Genomic DNA, 15566 nt, shown 5'->3' on the forward strand with positions numbered 1-15566 from the left:
CGATGTCCCATGGCGCGCTCGTTCTCATCGAGATCGGTGCGCTCCTGCTCGGAATCGCCCTGCTCGGGCGCCTCGCCGGTCGGCTCGGGATCTCGCCGATCCCGCTGATCCTGCTCGGCGGCCTCGCCTTCGGGGAAGGTGGTCTGCTGCCGTTCAACACCGGCGAGGAGTTCATCGAGATCGGCGCCGAGATCGGCGTGATCCTGCTGCTGCTGATGCTCGGCCTCGAGTACACGCCGCAGGAACTGATGGGCAACCTCAACAAGTCGCGGATCGCGGGCGTGTGGGACATGGTCCTGAACGCCACGCCGGGCGCTCTGCTGGCGCTTGCGCTCGGATGGGGGCCGGTGGCCGCCGTCGCGCTCGCCGGCATCACGTGGATCTCGTCGTCGGGCGTCATCGCCAAGATGCTCCACGACCTCGGACGCCTGTCGAACCGCGAGACGCCCACCGTGCTGTCGATCCTCGTGATCGAGGATCTCGCGATGGCCTTCTACCTGCCGGTGCTGACGGCGCTGCTGATCGGCCTCGATCTGGGCGCTAGCGTCCTCACCGTCGTCATCGCGCTCGCCTCGGTGATCCTGATCCTGTACATCGCACTGCGGCACGGGCACTTCGTCTCACGCCTCGTGTGGTCCAAGAGCGCCGAGGTGCTGCTGCTGTCGATCCTGGGGCTCACGATGCTCGTCGCCGGCCTCGCGGCGCAGGCGAGCGTGTCGTCGGCGGTCGGGGCGTTCCTCGTGGGCATCGCCATCTCGGGCCCGGTCGCCGAGCATGCGCACCGGCTCCTGATGCCGCTGCGAGACCTGTTCGCGTCGGTGTTCTTCCTGTTCTTCGGATTGTCGACCGACCCCGCCGATCTGGTCCCCATGCTCGTGCCGGCCATCCTCCTGGCGATCGTCACGATGGGCACGAAGCTGCTCTCGGGGTACCTCGCCGCGCGCGGAGCGGGCATCGCCGAGGCCGGTCGCTGGCGCGCCGGATTCGCTCTCATGCCGCGCGGGGAATTCTCGATCGTGATCGCGGGGCTGGCCATCGCGTCGGGCGTCGACCGATCTCTCGCGGCGCTCGCGACCGCGTACGTCCTCATCACCATCATCGTGGGGCCGATCCTCGCGCGCCTGCCCGATGCGCCGTGGTTCGCGGACTGGACCAAGCGGATCCAGAAAGAGCGGAGCAGGAAGCAGCGGCTGGCCTCCTCGTAGACGGCGCGGACGCGCGGGAGGCAGGATGAGCGCATGGATGCCGAATCCGAGCCCGAATCGCAGCCCTCGTCCGACGACGCCCGTCATCGCGGCAGGCACGCCCGCCGCCGAGAGGCGATCACCGAGGCCGGGGGACCGGCCGCGCTGGTCTCGTACTTCAAGGAGCGCGTGTACGCGACGTTCACGGGGCTCGCCATCGTGATCGTGTCGAGCCAGCATCCCGAGCCGGAGCATGCCTTCCTCGCCCTGGTCTTCGGCGTCCTGGGAATCACGACAGCCGGGTTCGTCTCGGAGATCATCGGCCATCTCGCGGTGCACCGCGACCTGTCGTCGTGGGCCGAGGTCGTCGTGCCCCTGCGTGTTTCGGCGGCGGCGATGGCGACCGTCGTGGCGCCGGCGGCGATGATCGGCGCCGCCTGGGCCGGGTTGCTCGACATCGAACTCGCCCTGACCATCGCCGCCTGGATCTACATCGCAACCCTCGGGCTGATCGGGCTGCTGGTGGTGCGCAGATCCCGGCTGCGGTTCTGGCAGTCGCTGCTGGTCCTGGGGCTGCTGGTGGCGCTGGGGGCTCTCGTGCTGCTGCTGCAGACGGTGGCGAAGTCGGTCTGACACACCGGCAGACCGCATCCGCACACGAACTTGAGTCGAGTCATATCAAGTTCATTTGACACGTCCAGACTCCCCACGTACCCTTGAGTCGTTGCGGCTCAACCCGGGATGTCACCCGTGCCGGCGAGCCGCTCGAAGACTTGTGCACTACCCGGACCGCGGCTCGCGGCCTCGGTCCACACGAAGGAGAGAAACACATGGCACGTGCTGTTGGAATCGACCTCGGAACGACGAACTCCGTCGTCTCCGTGCTCGAGGGCGGCGAGCCCAAGGTCATCGCGAACGCCGAGGGCTTCCGGACGACCCCGTCGGTCGTCGCGTTCACCAAGGACGGCGAGGTGCTGGTCGGCGAGACCGCCAAGCGCCAGGCCGTCACCAACGTCGACCGCACCATCACCTCGGTCAAGCGCCACATGGGCACCGACTGGAAGACCCAGGCGATCGACGGCAAGACGTACACGCCGCAGGAGGTCTCGGCCCGCATCCTGCAGAAGCTCAAGCGCGACGCCGAGCAGTACCTCGGCGACTCGGTGACGGATGCCGTCATCACCGTCCCCGCGTACTTCAACGACGCCGAGCGCCAGGCCACCAAGGAGGCCGGCGAGGTCGCGGGGCTGAACGTCCTGCGCATCATCAACGAGCCCACCGCGGCCGCTCTCGCCTACGGCCTCGACCGCGGTAAGGAGGACGAGCTGATCCTCGTCTTCGACCTCGGTGGCGGAACGTTCGACGTGTCGCTGCTCGAGGTGGGCAAGGACGAGGACTTCTCGACGATCCAGGTGCGCGCCACCGCCGGTGACAACCGCCTCGGCGGCGACGACTGGGACCAGCGCGTCGTGGACTACCTCATGAAGCAGTTCAAGGACACGACGGGCGTCGACGTCTCGGGCGACAAGATCGCGCTCCAGCGTCTCAAGGAGGCCGCGGAGCAGGCGAAGAAGGAGCTCTCGAGCTCGACCTCGACCTCGATCAACCTGCCCTACCTGTCGCTGACCGACTCGGGCCCGGTGTCGCTTTCCGAGAGCCTCTCGCGCGCGAAGTTCGAGGACCTCACCAAGGACCTGCTCGACCGCACCAAGAAGCCGTTCGAGGACGTCATCCGCGAGGCCGGCATCAAGGTCGCCGACATCGACCACGTCGTGCTCGTCGGCGGCTCGACCCGCATGCCCGCCGTCTCCGAGCTCGTCAAGCAGGAGACCGGGGGCAAGGAGCCCAACAAGGGCGTGAACCCGGACGAGGTCGTCGCCGTCGGCGCCGCCCTGCAGGCCGGCGTCCTCAAGGGCGAGCGCAAGGACGTGCTGCTCATCGATGTCACCCCCCTGAGCCTCGGCATCGAGACCAAGGGCGGCATCATGACGAAGCTCATCGAGCGCAACACCGCCATCCCGACCAAGCGAAGCGAGACCTTCACCACCGCCGACGACAACCAGCCGTCGGTGGCGATCCAGGTCTTCCAGGGCGAGCGCGAGTTCACGCGCGACAACAAGCCGCTGGGCACGTTCGAGCTGACCGGCATCGCGCCGGCTCCGCGCGGCATCCCGCAGGTCGAGGTCACCTTCGACATCGACGCCAACGGCATCGTCCACGTGTCGGCCAAGGACAAGGGCACCGGCAAGGAGCAGTCGATGACCATCACCGGCGGCTCGTCGCTGCCGAAGGACGACATCGACCGCATGGTGCGCGAGGCCGAGGAGCACGCGGCCGAGGACAAGAAGCGCCGCGAGTCCGCCGAGACCCGCAACCAGGCCGAGACCCTGTCGTACTCGATCGAGAAGCTCATCAAGGAGAACGAGGACAAGCTCCCCGCCGAGGTGAAGGACTCCGTCCAGGCCGACGTCGACGCGCTCAAGACCGCGCTCGCCGGTGAGGACGACGACGCCGTCAAGACCGCGTTCGACAAGCTCAGCCAGAGCCAGTCGCAGCTCGGCGAGGCGATCTACCAGGCCGGCCAGGCCGCGGGCGAGAACCCCGACCCGGCCGCGAACGAGCCGGGCGCGGGCAACGTCCCGAACCCCGATGAGGACGTCATCGACGCCGAGGTCGTCGACGACGAGGACGAGAAGAAGTAAGCATGGCCGACAAGGACCCCGAAGAGCCGATCGAGAACGACGGCGACGAGGTCCTCGGTGGTGAGGGGCCGGACGCCCAGGCGTCCGGCCCTGAGCCGCAGGAGGGCGCCGAGCCGCAGGAGACGTCCGAGACCTCGCAGCAGGAACCGGACGACCTGACCGTCGACGACATCCTGGGCACGACCCAGAACGTCGACGCCGCAGCTGAGGACGCCGTGCTCGCCGACCTCGAGTCGGCGCTGCTGAACGACCTCAAGCGCCTCCAGGCCGAGTACGCCAACTATCGCCGCCGCACCGAGGAGCAGCGCGAGGTCGAGATCGAGCGCGCCAAGGGCGCGGTCGCGAAGGGCCTCCTGCCGGTGCTCGACGATCTCGACCGCGCCGACAAGCACGGCGATCTGGAGGAGGGCACCCCCTTCGCCGCGATCGCGGAGAAGCTGCGCGGCGTCGCCGAGCGCATGGGCATGTCCACGTACGGCGAAGCCGGCGAGGCATTCGACCCGCAGCAGCACGAGGCCATCTTCCAGGCTCCGACCCCGGGCGTGACCGAGGCGACGATCCTCGAGGTCGTCGAGCCGGGCTATCGCCTCGGGACGGTCGAGCTTCGCCCCGCGAAGGTCGTCGTCGCGGTCCCGGCAGAGTAGGCGGAGGGAGCATCCATGGCCAGTCAGGACTGGTTGGAGAAGGACTTCTACAAGGTCCTGGGCGTGTCGAAGGATGTCGCCGACGCCGATCTGAAGAAGACGTACCGCAAGCTCGCGCGGCAGTACCACCCGGACTCCAATCCGGGTGACACCGTCGCCGAGGCGAAGTTCAAGGAGATCAGCGAGGCGTACTCGGTGCTGTCGGACCCCGATCAGCGCAAGGAGTACGACCAGATCCGCGCGATGGGCGCCGGCGGCGCCCGCTTCACCGCGGGCGGCCAGGGAGCCGGCGGCTTCGAGGACGTGTTCTCCATGTTCAACCAGGGCGGACGCGGCGGCGGCGGTCGATTCCAGTCCGGCGACTTCGACGATCTGTTCGGGATGTTCAATCAGGGCGGCGGCGGAACCGGGTTCGGATCCGGCCGCTTCGGGCAGCCGAGCGGCGGCTTCCGCGGCTACGGCGGCCCCACGCGGGGCGCCGACGTCACGGCGCGCACGACGATCGACTTCATCACCGCCACGAAGGGCGAGACGATCACGCTGCAGGGCGAGGACGGCAAGCCCTTCAAGGTGAAGATCCCCGCCGGGGTGTCCGACGGCCAGAAGATCCGTCTGCGCGGCCGCGGCCGTCCGTCTCCGGACGGCGGCGAGACCGGCGACATCGTCGTGCAGGTCACCGTGCGGCCGCATCCGGTCTTCACGCGCGACGGGCTCAACCTGCGCGTGACGGTCCCGGTGACCTTCACCGAGGCGACGCTCGGCGCCACCATCGAGGTGCCGACGCTCGGCGGCGACCCGGTGAAGCTGCGTGTCGCCCCCGGCACGCCGTCGGGACGTGTCCTGCGCGTCAAGGGCCGGGGCGTCGCGACGGCAAAGGGCACCGGCGACCTGCTCGCCGAGGTCCAGGTCGCCGTGCCCGCGCACCTGGACGACGCCGCCCGCGAGGCGCTCGAGCGGTTCCACAGCCTGGAGCCGAAGGAGAACCCGCGCGCCGACCTGATGGCGAAGGCGCGGGGCTGAAGCATGGACGGGACGACCGGGCCGGGGAGGTGAGCGGATGATGGCGCAACCGCGCGAGTTCGACGAGCACGCGCCGATCTTCGCGATCGCCGCCGCGGCGGAGCTCGCGGGCATGCACCCGCAGACGCTCCGCCAGTACGACCGCCTCGGCCTCGTCGTCCCCGACCGCACGCGCGGCGGATCCCGCCGTTACTCGCTGCGCCACGTCGCGCAGCTGCGCGAGGTCGCCCGCATGTCCGCCGAGGGCATCGGTCTGCCGGCGATCGCGCGCATCCTCGATCTCGAGGACCAGGTGCGCGAGCTGACGGGTCGCGTGAACGCCCTCGAGGAGCGCATCCGCGCCGAGGCCCTGAGCCGTCCCGGCGCCCGCGTGTTCGCCGCCGGCCGCACCGGCTCGGTCATCCCCCTGCGCCACGGCACGCGCGTGCGCCGCGCGACCGAGATCGTCGTGTGGCGCCCCCGACAGCCGCTCCCGACGGCGGAGCAGGACGACGCCGCGGCCGCAGACGAGCCGGAGCCCGACGAGGCGTAGGCCCCGATCTGCGCCGGCCAGTGCACCTGAACTCGCCGAATCCATACGTCGTGCGCGCGCAAGAAGCCATGCGCTCGGCGAGAGCCCATGCAGCGGACGCGCGGAGGTCGCGGCGCTACCCCTCCGCCGCGGCGTGAGCGTGGGCGGCGACGAAGTCCGCGTAGTCCTGCCGCGCGACGTCGGCGTACGCGAACGCCCACGCGGTGATGGACTCGGCCGCGACCTTGCCGCCGCCGACGTATCCCGACACCGTCGCGGCGTTGGGGGACTGGCTGTGCGCGCGGGCCAGCACAGCCGCGCACAGCTGCGCGTGGCGCTGGAAGGGGCCGGCCTCGAGGGTCTCGGCCTCGATGCTGCCCTTGCTGTCGTGGAACTGGCGCAGGTAGTAGTCGGCGCGCGGACCGGTGACGTGCCCCAGGAACGGGTCCGACACCGCCTGCAGGATCCGCTGCATCGCGACCACGCGACCGCCCTGCGCATTGCGAGCGATGTAGGCGGTCACCTGCTGCGGCTGCCGGATGGAGCCGCTCGTGAGCAGGACGCTCGGCTGCGCCTCCTTGGACTGCAGGATGAGGGCGTTCCGGTCGCCGTCCTGCAGCAGCAGCAGATAGCACCGCGTTCCGACGCTCCCGACGCCCACGACCCGCCGGGCGACGTCGACGAGCTCGTAGCCGCGCAGCAGCGCGCCGATGTCGACGGGCACCGTGGCGCGGTACTCCTCGAACAGCTCCTTGACCTGCGCGAGCTGGTCCGAGAACGCCCGGACCATCGTCGGCGGAGACTCGATGAACCGCAATCGCCCATCCGGCGCGGTCTCGGTGAGCTTGTGGGCGGCGCGCTCGCCGGTGCGCCGCTCGGCGTCCTTGATGGCGCTCTTCATGGCGGACCGCGTCTCGGGATCCATCTTTCCGACGGCGCCGTCGAGCTCGAAGTGCTCGAAGTAGCGGTCGACGGGACTCTTCTCGGCGTTCGCCTTCATCACGCGGGCGTACGCTCGCACGGCATCCCGGCAGGCGTCGCGCGCCACGTCGGGCGGGTGCCCGCCCGCCTCGGCCGCGAGCACGATGCTGGTGACCAGGCGCTTGACGTCCCATTCCCACGGCGCCCACGCCGCCTCGTCGAAGTCGTTCAGGTCGAACACGAGGGTCCGCTGCGGCGAGGCGTAGAAGCCGAAGTTGGCGACATGCGCGTCGCCGCACGACCCGACGAGGATGCCGCTGTTGGGATCGGCGGCGAGGTCGGCCGCCATCACGGCCGCGGTGCCGCGATAGAAGGCGAAGGCGCTCGCCGACATCCGCTCGATGCGCAGCGGGACGAGCTCGGGCACGCGGGTTGCGTTCTGGGTCTCGAGGATGCCGAGCGGATCGCGGGTCGTCAGGGTGAGCGCGCTCATCCCCTCACGCGGATGATCGCGGCGCAGCGCCCGGCCCGCATCGATGCGCGCGGCGAGCGGAGTCAGAGGTGGCCACAGTGCCGGACTCGCGTCGGACATGTCCGGAGTGTGGCACGTCTGCTGGTCACGCGGAAGGGCTTTGGTCCTTGGGCGCCTTCTCGTCGGGTCCGGTCTCGTCGTGCTCGGGGTGCACGATCATCTCGGGCCCGCGCGAGACGAGGAGCCACGCCGGCAGCACGGCGACGCAGACCATGGGGATGAGCGTGATGTCGCCGACGATCGCGATCGCCGCGAAGATGCCGATCCACCCGTCGCGCGAGATCGCGAGCGTGAACCCGAGCACGCCGGCCGACAGCGCCAGCCCGAAGGGGATGTCGGGGACGAGGGCATGGAACAGCATGCCCGTGGCGATGCCGAGGAAGATCGCGGGGAAGATGCGGCCGCCGCGGAAGCTCGCCGCCGCGGCCACGACCAGGGCGACCATCTTCACCCCGAGGATGATCGCGAGCTGCCCGGCCGTATAGGTGTCCACGCCCTCGATCAGCTCGGCGCTCTGGTCGAGTCCCTTGAAAAGGGTCACCGGACCCCCGATCGCCCCGAGCGCTCCCAGGAGCACGCCACCCACCGCGGGGACGAGGAACGGATGCCGCATCAGCCGTCGCAGCAGCCGGTGCAGCGGCGGCAGCGCCCACGCCGTGAGCAGGCCGAGTCCGGCGGCGACCGTGGCGATCAGCATGCCCCACACGATGTCGAGAGGCTGAGGGCCGCCGTACGGCTCGATGCCCGGCACCGGGTGGATGCCGCCGCCGAGCAGGTGGGTCGTCACGGCGCCGGCGGAGGCGGCCGCGACGGGGAGGAACAGCCGGTCCCACAGCGAGCCGCGGCCCGGTGCCGCGGCGACCGGCCCGGTGAGCACCAGGGCCGCCGCGATCGGGGTGCCGAACAGCGCGCCGATCGTTCCCGCCAGCGCGAGCACGACCGACAGCCGCACGGGGAACTGCGGCCACAGCTTCGTCAGCGCCCACACGGTCATCGCGGTGATGATCCCGATGATCGGGCTCTCGGGGCCGAGGCTGACGCCGCCGCCGAGTGTGAGGATCGAGGCGAGCGCGATGCCCGGGACGTACTTCATGGGCTGCACGGGCGCGTCGAGCTCGACGGTCGCCGAGTCGGGGCCGCCGTGGCCGGGGACCAGCCACAGGACGAGCCCGACGAGAAGGCCCACGATCGTCAGGGTGATGAAGATCCACCAGCCCGAGTCGCCGTCAACGCCCACCAGGCCCGGCGCGGCGTCCCACAGCACCCACTCCAGGCCGAGCGCGGCCTCGTCCAGCAGCCACAGCACGAGCGCGGCCAGCACGCCCACAGCCACAGCCGGGACGGTGAGCGCGAGCAGACGCTTCGGTGTCGGATCGATCGCAGCCGCCTGTCCGTCGCCGCTCATGGCGCTCAGCCTAGACCGATGGCGCGCCGCGTCGGGAGGAATCGGCGCAGTTGCCGCCGCGACCGGCTGACTTCGGGCGGATGCGGCGATAGCCTCGTGCCGTGAGCACGTCCACCTCACCTCAGGAGGGCCGCCGCGCGCGGCTGGCCGCGGTCGTCCGCGAGTTCGACGGGCGCACCGAGAGATCGCTGGAGTCCCTCGCGATCACGGGCGGCGTCGTGTCGTTCATCGCCGTCGCGTCGCTGGCGCTCCTCGTCTTCCGCCTCGACGCCGCGCCCATCTCGGGGCCGGGCTCCATCGGGCAGTTCGCCGCCATCAGCGGCGCCGTCGTGGCGATGGTGTCGTTCGTCGTCGGGCGCTTCGTCGTCGTGCGTCGGCACGGGGAGCGGATGCGGCTGCCGGACTACCTCGACACCCTCGCGCTCGCCGTCGCGCACGGTGTCATCGCGCTGCTGACCTGGACCCTCCTGTCGGTCATCCTCGAGGAGTCGTTCATCGGCGCCGAGGTGTTCGCGCTGCCGCTGCTGGTGCTCGCCGGTGCGGCCGCCGCCGTCACCGGGTACCTCGCGTTCTACTCGGCGACGCACATGGATCTCATGCTGCTCGCCGTGCTGCTGGCGGTGTTCCTCGCCGAGGGGATCGTCGCCAGCATGCTCACCGCGAGCGACCCGCTGTGGTGGCAGGACCATCTGAGCTCGCTCGGCGTCACGGGCGACATCTCGGCGCTCGCGTTCAATCTCACGCTGATCGTGGCGGGCCTCATCGTCACGACGCTCGCCCGCTACGTCACGATCGACATCCCGACGCCCCACCCCACGGGGCTGCGGAACATGCGGGTGAGCCTCATCCTCGTCGGCATCCTGCTGGCGCTGGTCGGCGTCTTCCACGTCGACCGCTTCTTCTGGATCCACACGTTCGCCGCCTCGGGGATGGCGATCGCGTTCGGCGTGGCGGCCATCGGCATCCGCTGGTGGATCCCCGACATGCCCAAGACCTTCATGGCGCTCGGATGGTGGTTCTTCGCCGTGATCCTGCTGCTCGCGGTCTACTACGCCTTCGGCATCTACACGCTCACGGCCGTCGAGCTGGTCGCCGGCGTGCTCGTGTTCACGTGGATCATCCTGCTGATCCGCAATGCCGCCGCTCTGCAGGCGGACACGCAGGACTGAGCGCGCGAGAACCCGGCGAGGCGACCGCCCGCCGCCGCGGCGGCGCAATAGTCTGCGGAGCATGTCGGAGGAGCGCTGGGAGAAGCTCACCTACTGGCCGTTGATCATCGCGTCGGTGCTGTTCATCGTCGCGTACTCGTGGCAGGTGATCTCGGTGCCGACGGGAATGGCCGAAACGGTCACGCGCTTCGTGATGTTCGCCACGTGGGCGTTCTTCGCCGTCGACTACGTCGTGCGGCTCACGATCGCGCGGGAGCGGCGACGCTGGTTCTTCCGTCACCTGTTCGATCTCGCGGTCGTCCTCATCCCCGCGATGCGGCCGCTGCGCCTGCTGAAGGCGCTCACCGTCATCGCCGCGCTCCAGCGGACCGCCGGGGCCGCGCTGCGCAGCCGCATCGCGATCTACGGCGCAGGGGCGGCCCTCACGCTGATCTGGATGGCCGCGCTCGCCGTGCTCGAGGCCGAGCGCCCCGCGCCCGACTCGAACATCCACACGTTCAGCGACGCCTTCTGGTGGGCGTTCGTCACCATCACCACCGTCGGCTACGGCGACTTCTACCCGGTGACGTCGTGGGGACGGACCGTGGCCGTGCTGCTGATGACCGGCGGCATCGCCGTGGTCAGCATCGTCACCGCCACGGTGTCCTCGTGGGTCCTCGAGAAGGCGGTCGGCGACGACGACGATCAGGAACCCGCGACGCGGGGGCAGGTGCGCCAGGTGGCGCGTCAGATCACGGACGTCGCGGCGCGCCTGGGGGAGGCGCCGCCTGAAAGGCGCGACGGCCCTAGCCTGGGCTCGTGAAGCGCCGCGAAGACCCGTCCCCGTCCCCGCCACCCGTGCCGGTGCTGAGTCCCATGCTGCGCGTGGTCATCGGACTCGCGGCCGGCGTGATCGCGCTCGCCGGGCTCTATTTCGCCCGCGAACTGGTCGGCCCTCTCGCGCTCGGCGCGGTCATCGTCATCATCTGCTGGCCCGTGCGTGCGCCCCTGGTCCGGCGCGGCTGGCCATCGTGGGCCGGCACGACCGCCGTCATCGTCCTCGGCTACGCGATCCTCGCGGCGCTCGCGGCCATGCTGTGGTTCGCGGGGGCGCAGTTCATCCGCCTGGTCGCCGACCTGTCGGTGAACCTGCGCGACACCGCCGATGCGATCGTCGCCGGGCTTGCCGCCCTCGGCCTCGATCAGCAGGCGGCGGACGCGGTGACCTCGGTGCTCGACCCGTCGAACCTCGTCTCGCTGCTGACCTCGCTCACCGGCCAGGCGCTGGCAGTGCTCACCGCGTTCTTCTTCGTGCTCGCCTATGTCATCTTCATGGCCGCGGACGGAGCCCGGTACGCGCGCGCGGCGACGGACTTCGGCCCGTCCTCCCGCCCTGCGATGGAGCGCTTCGCCGACTACAACCGCAACGTCCGCCGCTACTACGTCGTCAATGCCTCGTTCGGCGCGATCGTGGCGATCATCGACGGCCTGGCGCTGTGGGCCCTCGGAGTGCCGGCGCCGGCGGTGTGGGCGATCCTGGCGTTCGTGACGAACTTCGTCCCCAACATCGGGTTCGTGCTCGGTCTCGTCCCGCCGGCGCTGCTGGCCCTCGTCGTGGGCGGCTGGCCGCTCATGCTCGTCGTCGTCGTGATCTACTGCGTCGTCAACGTCACGCTCCAGGTGCTCATCCAGCCGAAGTTCGTCAGCGACGCCGTCAGCCTGAGCCTCACGCTGAGCTTCTTCTCGGTCATCTTCTGGACGTTCGTCATCGGTCCGCTCGGCGCGATCCTGTCGATCCCGCTGACGCTGCTGGTGAGAGCCCTCGTGCTCGAGCAGGACCCGAAGGCCCTGTGGCTGCGGTGGCTGTCCGGCGACACCGCGGCGACGGAGCGTTCCGGACCGATTCAGACCTAGCCGCGGGTGGCGCCCGCGCCCTAGAGTCACCTACCGTGAGTGAATCCTCGACGGCCGCCGCAGCATCCGCCCCCTCCGTCGCGCAGGAGTTCGATGCGACGAGCGCTCGCTCGCTCGAATCGCTGTCGCTCAGCGTCGGCGTCATCGCGTTCGTGGTGATCGCCCTCGTCGCGCTCCCGGTGTTCCGGCTCGGCGAAGCCCCGATCACCGGCCCGGGATCCATCGGACAATACGTCGCGATCTCATCGGGCGCGGTCGGCTTCGTGTCGTTCTTCGCCGGACGCCTGGTGATGCGCGGCACGGGGGGCCCGTCACGGCTCTCGGTGCTCGACTACCTCGATGTCGCGATGCTCTCTCTCGCTCACGGCATCATCGCGCTGCTGTCGTGGACGCTCATCGCCCACCTCCTCGAAGCCGGCTTCATCGGGGCGTCGGTCTTCGCGGTCGCGCTGCTCGTCCTCTCGGGATCCGCCGCCGCGGTGACGGCCTACGTGTGCTTCTACTCGGCCACGCACATGGACATGCATCTGCTGTCCATCGTTCTCGCGGTGTTCCTGGTCGAGGGCGTCCTGGCGAGCATGCTCACCGCATCCGACCCCTCCTGGTGGAAGGACAACCTGAGCGCCCTCGGCATGACCGACGACCTCTCGTCGATGGCCTTCAACGTGACGCTCATCGTCGCCGGCTTCATCGTGACGACGCTCGCGCGGTACGCCACCGTCTCGATCCCGACACCGCATCCGCACGGGCGGCTGTACGTGCGGATCCTGCTGATCGTGGTGGGGGTCTTCCTCGCGTGCGTCGGGATCTTCCCCGTGAACGAGTACTTCGCCCTCCACAACACGGTGGCGACCGGTATGGCGGTCGCGTTCGTCGTCCTCGCGATCGGACTGCGCTGGTGGGTTCCGGGGGTCCCGCGCGCCTTCATCACCCTGGGATGGGTGTTCATCGCCGTCATCGTCGTGCTCGCGGTGTTCTTCGCCGTCGGCGTCTACACGCTCACGGCGGTCGAGCTGGTCGCGGGCATCCTCGTGTTCGCCTGGATCGTGCTCTTCATCCGCAACGCCGGGGCGCTGCGGACCGACGCCGCGGCCGAGGCGAGCGCGGCGCAGGCGCGGCCGGCCGACGAGACCGCGGCGGGCGTTCCGGCGTGACCCGCCGCAGCGGCGACGCCATGCGCGTCCGCCGCTGCGGTGCGTGCTCGCTCAGCCCAGCAGCTTGGCCTTCGCGGCGGCGAATTCGGCGTCCGAGAGCACGCCGGCGTCCTTGAGCGCGCCGAGCTTCTGCAGTTCGGCGACGATGTCCACGCCGCCCGCTGGTGCCGCGGCGGGGGCTGCCGGGGCTGCCGCCTGCTGCGCGGCGACCGCCTGCTGTGCGGCCGCGTTCATCGCGGCCTGCTGCTGGGCTGCCTGGTACTGCTCCTGGTCGTACTGGTCCTGCGCGCGGCGCTGCTGCCGGCGCGACACTCCGCCGCTGACGGCGCTCGCCGTCCCGGCGACGACCGCGGTGCGGGCCGCCAGGCCGACGAGGCCGGGGCGTCCGATCCTTCTGGGCATGTCTTCTCCTGTTCTGCGCGAGCGGACTCAGGCCTCTTCGGCCGCGTCCATCACCGCGTTGACGATCGGGGCGGGGATGCGCTCGGCGCTGAGGACGACGGCGCCCGAGGCCGCGACGCTCTCGGCGAGCTTGCGCGCGTACAGCAGTTCGAGCGCGATCAGCGCGGCCGAGCCGCCCGGCTCGATGAGTTCGGCGAACTCCTCGATGTCCTCTTCGCCGGCGATGCCCACCTCGTACAGGTCGAGCGGGAAGTCCTCGTCCTCGATCTCGATCACCGTGATGTCGCCGTCGTCGGACTTCGAGATGAGCACGAAGTCGAGCACGCGGATCAGCCCGCTCTCGGCCAGGTCACCGAGCGCCTGGAGCGTGTCGGGCGAGGGTGCCTCACCCTCGAAGCCGACCAGGTAGAGCTCGACGGGTCCGTATCTGAATTCAGCCATCAGCGTCCTTTCGCCAGCGGTGCGTCCGAGTCGCGTGAGACCCGTACGCCTGCCGGTCTACCACGCCGATGGTCCTTGTCACCAGGGACCTCGGTCCCTGGTCACCGGCCGTTCATACGGTCGCGCCACGCGAGGAGCGGCACCAGCGGCGACAGATCGAAGTCGGGGCCGTCGATCGCGGGGATCAGCAGGCGGAAGCCCAGCTCGAACAGGCGCGCGGGCGCATCCTCCTCGAGCAGCGGGCCGAAGCCGCGGATCGTGAAGCCCGTCGACAGCTCGATGTCGGCCGGGTCCCGGCCTTCCCGCCCGCACCACTCGTGCAGGACGCCGATCTTGTGCGGCATCCCCGACAGGCGGGTGAAGGTGTGCCAGATGTCGGCGTGCTGTGCGACCAGCCGCAGCGTCTTGCGCTCGCCCTGCCCGCCGATCAGGATCGGGATGCGCCGCGTCGGCGGCGGGTTCAGGCGGTCCCAGCGCGACCGGATGCGCGGCAGATCCTCGGCGAGGGCGTCCAGGCGCGACCCGACCGTGCCGAACTCGTAGCCGTACTCGGTGTAGTCCTGCTCGGCCCAGCCGGAGCCGGTGCCGAAGATGAAGCGCCCGGCACCGCCGTCGCGAGCGCTGAGGTGATCGACGGTGCGGGCCATGTCCGCCTGAAGGTCGGGGTTGCGGTACGACGAGCAGTTGACGAGCGGCCCGAACTCCACCCGCTCGGTCTGCTCGGCCATCGCCGCCAGCAGCGTCCAGGCCTCGTAGTGCGCGGCCTCGAGGGGCTCGGTCAGCGGGAAGAAGTGATCCCAGTTGAAGATCGCGTCCACGCCCATGTCCTCCGCACGCAGCACGGCATCGCGGTACTGGGCCGTCGTCGCGTGCTGGGGGGCGAGCTGCACGCCGATGCGGACGGGGCGGTGGACGGCCGGGTGGACGAGGGCGGGCGCGCTGCCGGTCATGCGGGATCGATCCTCAGGATGTCGGGGGATTCGCCGAGGGTGAGGTCCTCGACGACGCGGAGGGTGCGGGCGACGTCGTCGACGGCCCCGACCACGGTGCCGAACCGCTCGCGGTCGCCGCACACGGCGGTGAGCGTGACGAAGTGGCTGCCGGTGTCCCACGTGTACGAGACGAAGGGCGGCGAGGACGGGTCGGGCGGCAGCTCCATGGCGAGCTTCTCTCCGACCCCCAGGTGGGGGTTGCGGAACGACTCGGTGTCGTCGTACTCCATGGGCATCGTCGCGCGGGCGGCGCGCAGCTGGTTCGTGGCCTCCTGCACCTGGGCCATCGCGACGAGCAGGTCGGGATCGGTCTTCCACACCCACACCAGGAGGCGCCCCGCGGTGCGCTTCATGATCAGCGGCGCCGCCTGGCTCATCATCCAGGCCGCCACCGGGCTCCCGGGGCGCTCGGTGACGCCCATCGCGCGGTTCGCCTGCGTGAGCAGCATCCGGATCGCCGCCTTGCGGTGCCGCCGCCCCCGGAAGCCGAAAGAACCGGTCACGGGGACCCAGAGATCGTCGGATGCATCGGCCTGAAGTCGCGGCATCCCCCCAGGGTACGGGCGCGCCCCGCCTCTCCGGCTGGGAGAACGCCC

Annotated in this window: 16 protein-coding genes; 10 read left to right on the forward strand and 6 right to left on the reverse strand. The window is 70.3% G+C overall.

Features of this window, described 5'->3' with window-relative positions; genetic code table 11:
* The first annotated feature begins 2 nt into the window (after positions 1 to 2).
* The 6 genes from HD594_RS03770 to HD594_RS03795 all read left to right on the forward strand — a co-directional run bounded on the left by HD594_RS03770 (position 3) and on the right by HD594_RS03795 (position 6082).
* Complete coding sequence (locus HD594_RS03770; RefSeq protein ID WP_184749681.1) at positions 3 to 1205, forward strand: cation:proton antiporter; 1203 nt, start codon at positions 3 to 5, stop codon at positions 1203 to 1205.
* Between the two features lie 33 nt (positions 1206 to 1238).
* Positions 1239 to 1817 (forward strand): hypothetical protein, encoded by a 579-nt coding sequence (locus HD594_RS03775; protein ID WP_184749682.1) that lies wholly within the window; start codon positions 1239 to 1241, stop codon positions 1815 to 1817.
* A gap of 197 nt (positions 1818 to 2014) precedes the next feature.
* Positions 2015 to 3886 (forward strand): molecular chaperone DnaK, encoded by a 1872-nt coding sequence (gene dnaK / locus HD594_RS03780; protein WP_184749683.1) that lies wholly within the window; start codon positions 2015 to 2017, stop codon positions 3884 to 3886.
* A 2-nt stretch (positions 3887 to 3888) separates the two neighbouring features.
* Positions 3889 to 4530, forward strand: a complete 642-nt coding sequence (locus HD594_RS03785) for a nucleotide exchange factor GrpE (RefSeq protein ID WP_184749684.1) — start codon at positions 3889 to 3891, stop codon at positions 4528 to 4530.
* Positions 4531 to 4545: 15 nt separating this feature from the next.
* Entirely contained in the window at positions 4546 to 5550 is a 1005-nt protein-coding gene (locus HD594_RS03790; RefSeq protein WP_184749685.1) for a DnaJ C-terminal domain-containing protein, read from the forward strand.
* A gap of 40 nt (positions 5551 to 5590) precedes the next feature.
* Positions 5591 to 6082, forward strand: coding sequence for a heat shock protein transcriptional repressor HspR (locus tag HD594_RS03795; RefSeq protein WP_184752523.1), 492 nt, complete (start codon positions 5591 to 5593; stop codon positions 6080 to 6082).
* 115 nt (positions 6083 to 6197) lie between these two features.
* Here HD594_RS03795 and HD594_RS03800 read toward each other — a convergent pair whose 3' ends face one another.
* Together HD594_RS03800 and HD594_RS03805 are read right to left on the reverse strand one after the other, a co-directional pair.
* Positions 6198 to 7574 (reverse strand): DUF2252 domain-containing protein, encoded by a 1377-nt coding sequence (locus HD594_RS03800; RefSeq protein ID WP_184749686.1) that lies wholly within the window; start codon positions 7572 to 7574, stop codon positions 6198 to 6200.
* Positions 7575 to 7599: 25 nt separating this feature from the next.
* Positions 7600 to 8919, reverse strand: coding sequence for an ion channel protein (locus tag HD594_RS03805; protein ID WP_184749687.1), 1320 nt, complete (start codon positions 8917 to 8919; stop codon positions 7600 to 7602).
* Positions 8920 to 9020: 101 nt separating this feature from the next.
* Here HD594_RS03805 and HD594_RS03810 point away from each other — a divergent pair, with 101 nt between their 5' ends.
* The 4 genes from HD594_RS03810 (at position 9021) to HD594_RS17810 (ending at position 13135) form a co-directional block, all read left to right on the forward strand.
* Entirely contained in the window at positions 9021 to 10088 is a 1068-nt protein-coding gene (locus HD594_RS03810) for a DUF998 domain-containing protein (RefSeq protein ID WP_184749688.1), read from the forward strand.
* A gap of 61 nt (positions 10089 to 10149) precedes the next feature.
* The gene (locus HD594_RS03815; protein WP_184749689.1) at positions 10150 to 10890 is read left to right on the forward strand and encodes a potassium channel family protein; all 741 of its coding nucleotides are present in this window, start codon (positions 10150 to 10152) and stop codon (positions 10888 to 10890) included.
* On the forward strand, positions 10887 to 11981 hold the full coding sequence (locus HD594_RS03820) for an AI-2E family transporter (protein WP_271171294.1): 1095 nt from the start codon (positions 10887 to 10889) through the stop codon (positions 11979 to 11981). The genes HD594_RS03815 and HD594_RS03820 overlap by 4 nt, the downstream gene beginning before the upstream one ends.
* 35 nt (positions 11982 to 12016) lie before the next feature.
* Positions 12017 to 13135, forward strand: coding sequence for a DUF998 domain-containing protein (locus HD594_RS17810; RefSeq protein WP_184749690.1), 1119 nt, complete (start codon positions 12017 to 12019; stop codon positions 13133 to 13135).
* A gap of 51 nt (positions 13136 to 13186) precedes the next feature.
* On the opposite strand, the gene HD594_RS03830 is transcribed toward HD594_RS17810, so the two are convergent.
* The 4 genes from HD594_RS03830 to HD594_RS03845 all read right to left on the reverse strand — a co-directional run bounded on the left by HD594_RS03830 (position 13187) and on the right by HD594_RS03845 (position 15518).
* Positions 13187 to 13537: an SHOCT domain-containing protein gene (locus tag HD594_RS03830; protein ID WP_184749691.1), complete on the reverse strand. Its 351-nt coding sequence runs from the start codon at positions 13535 to 13537 to the stop codon at positions 13187 to 13189.
* A 27-nt stretch (positions 13538 to 13564) separates the two neighbouring features.
* Positions 13565 to 13978, reverse strand: coding sequence for a DUF6325 family protein (locus tag HD594_RS03835; RefSeq protein WP_184749692.1), 414 nt, complete (start codon positions 13976 to 13978; stop codon positions 13565 to 13567).
* A gap of 101 nt (positions 13979 to 14079) precedes the next feature.
* On the reverse strand, positions 14080 to 14928 hold the full coding sequence (locus HD594_RS03840) for an LLM class F420-dependent oxidoreductase (RefSeq protein WP_184749693.1): 849 nt from the start codon (positions 14926 to 14928) through the stop codon (positions 14080 to 14082).
* Positions 14925 to 15518, reverse strand: coding sequence for a hypothetical protein (locus HD594_RS03845; RefSeq protein WP_184749694.1), 594 nt, complete (start codon positions 15516 to 15518; stop codon positions 14925 to 14927). The genes HD594_RS03840 and HD594_RS03845 overlap by 4 nt, the downstream gene beginning before the upstream one ends.
* Between the last annotated feature and the right edge of the window lie 48 nt (positions 15519 to 15566).

It is taken from the genome of Microbacterium thalassium (assembly GCF_014208045.1).
GTDB lineage: Bacteria > Actinomycetota > Actinomycetes > Actinomycetales > Microbacteriaceae > Microbacterium > Microbacterium thalassium.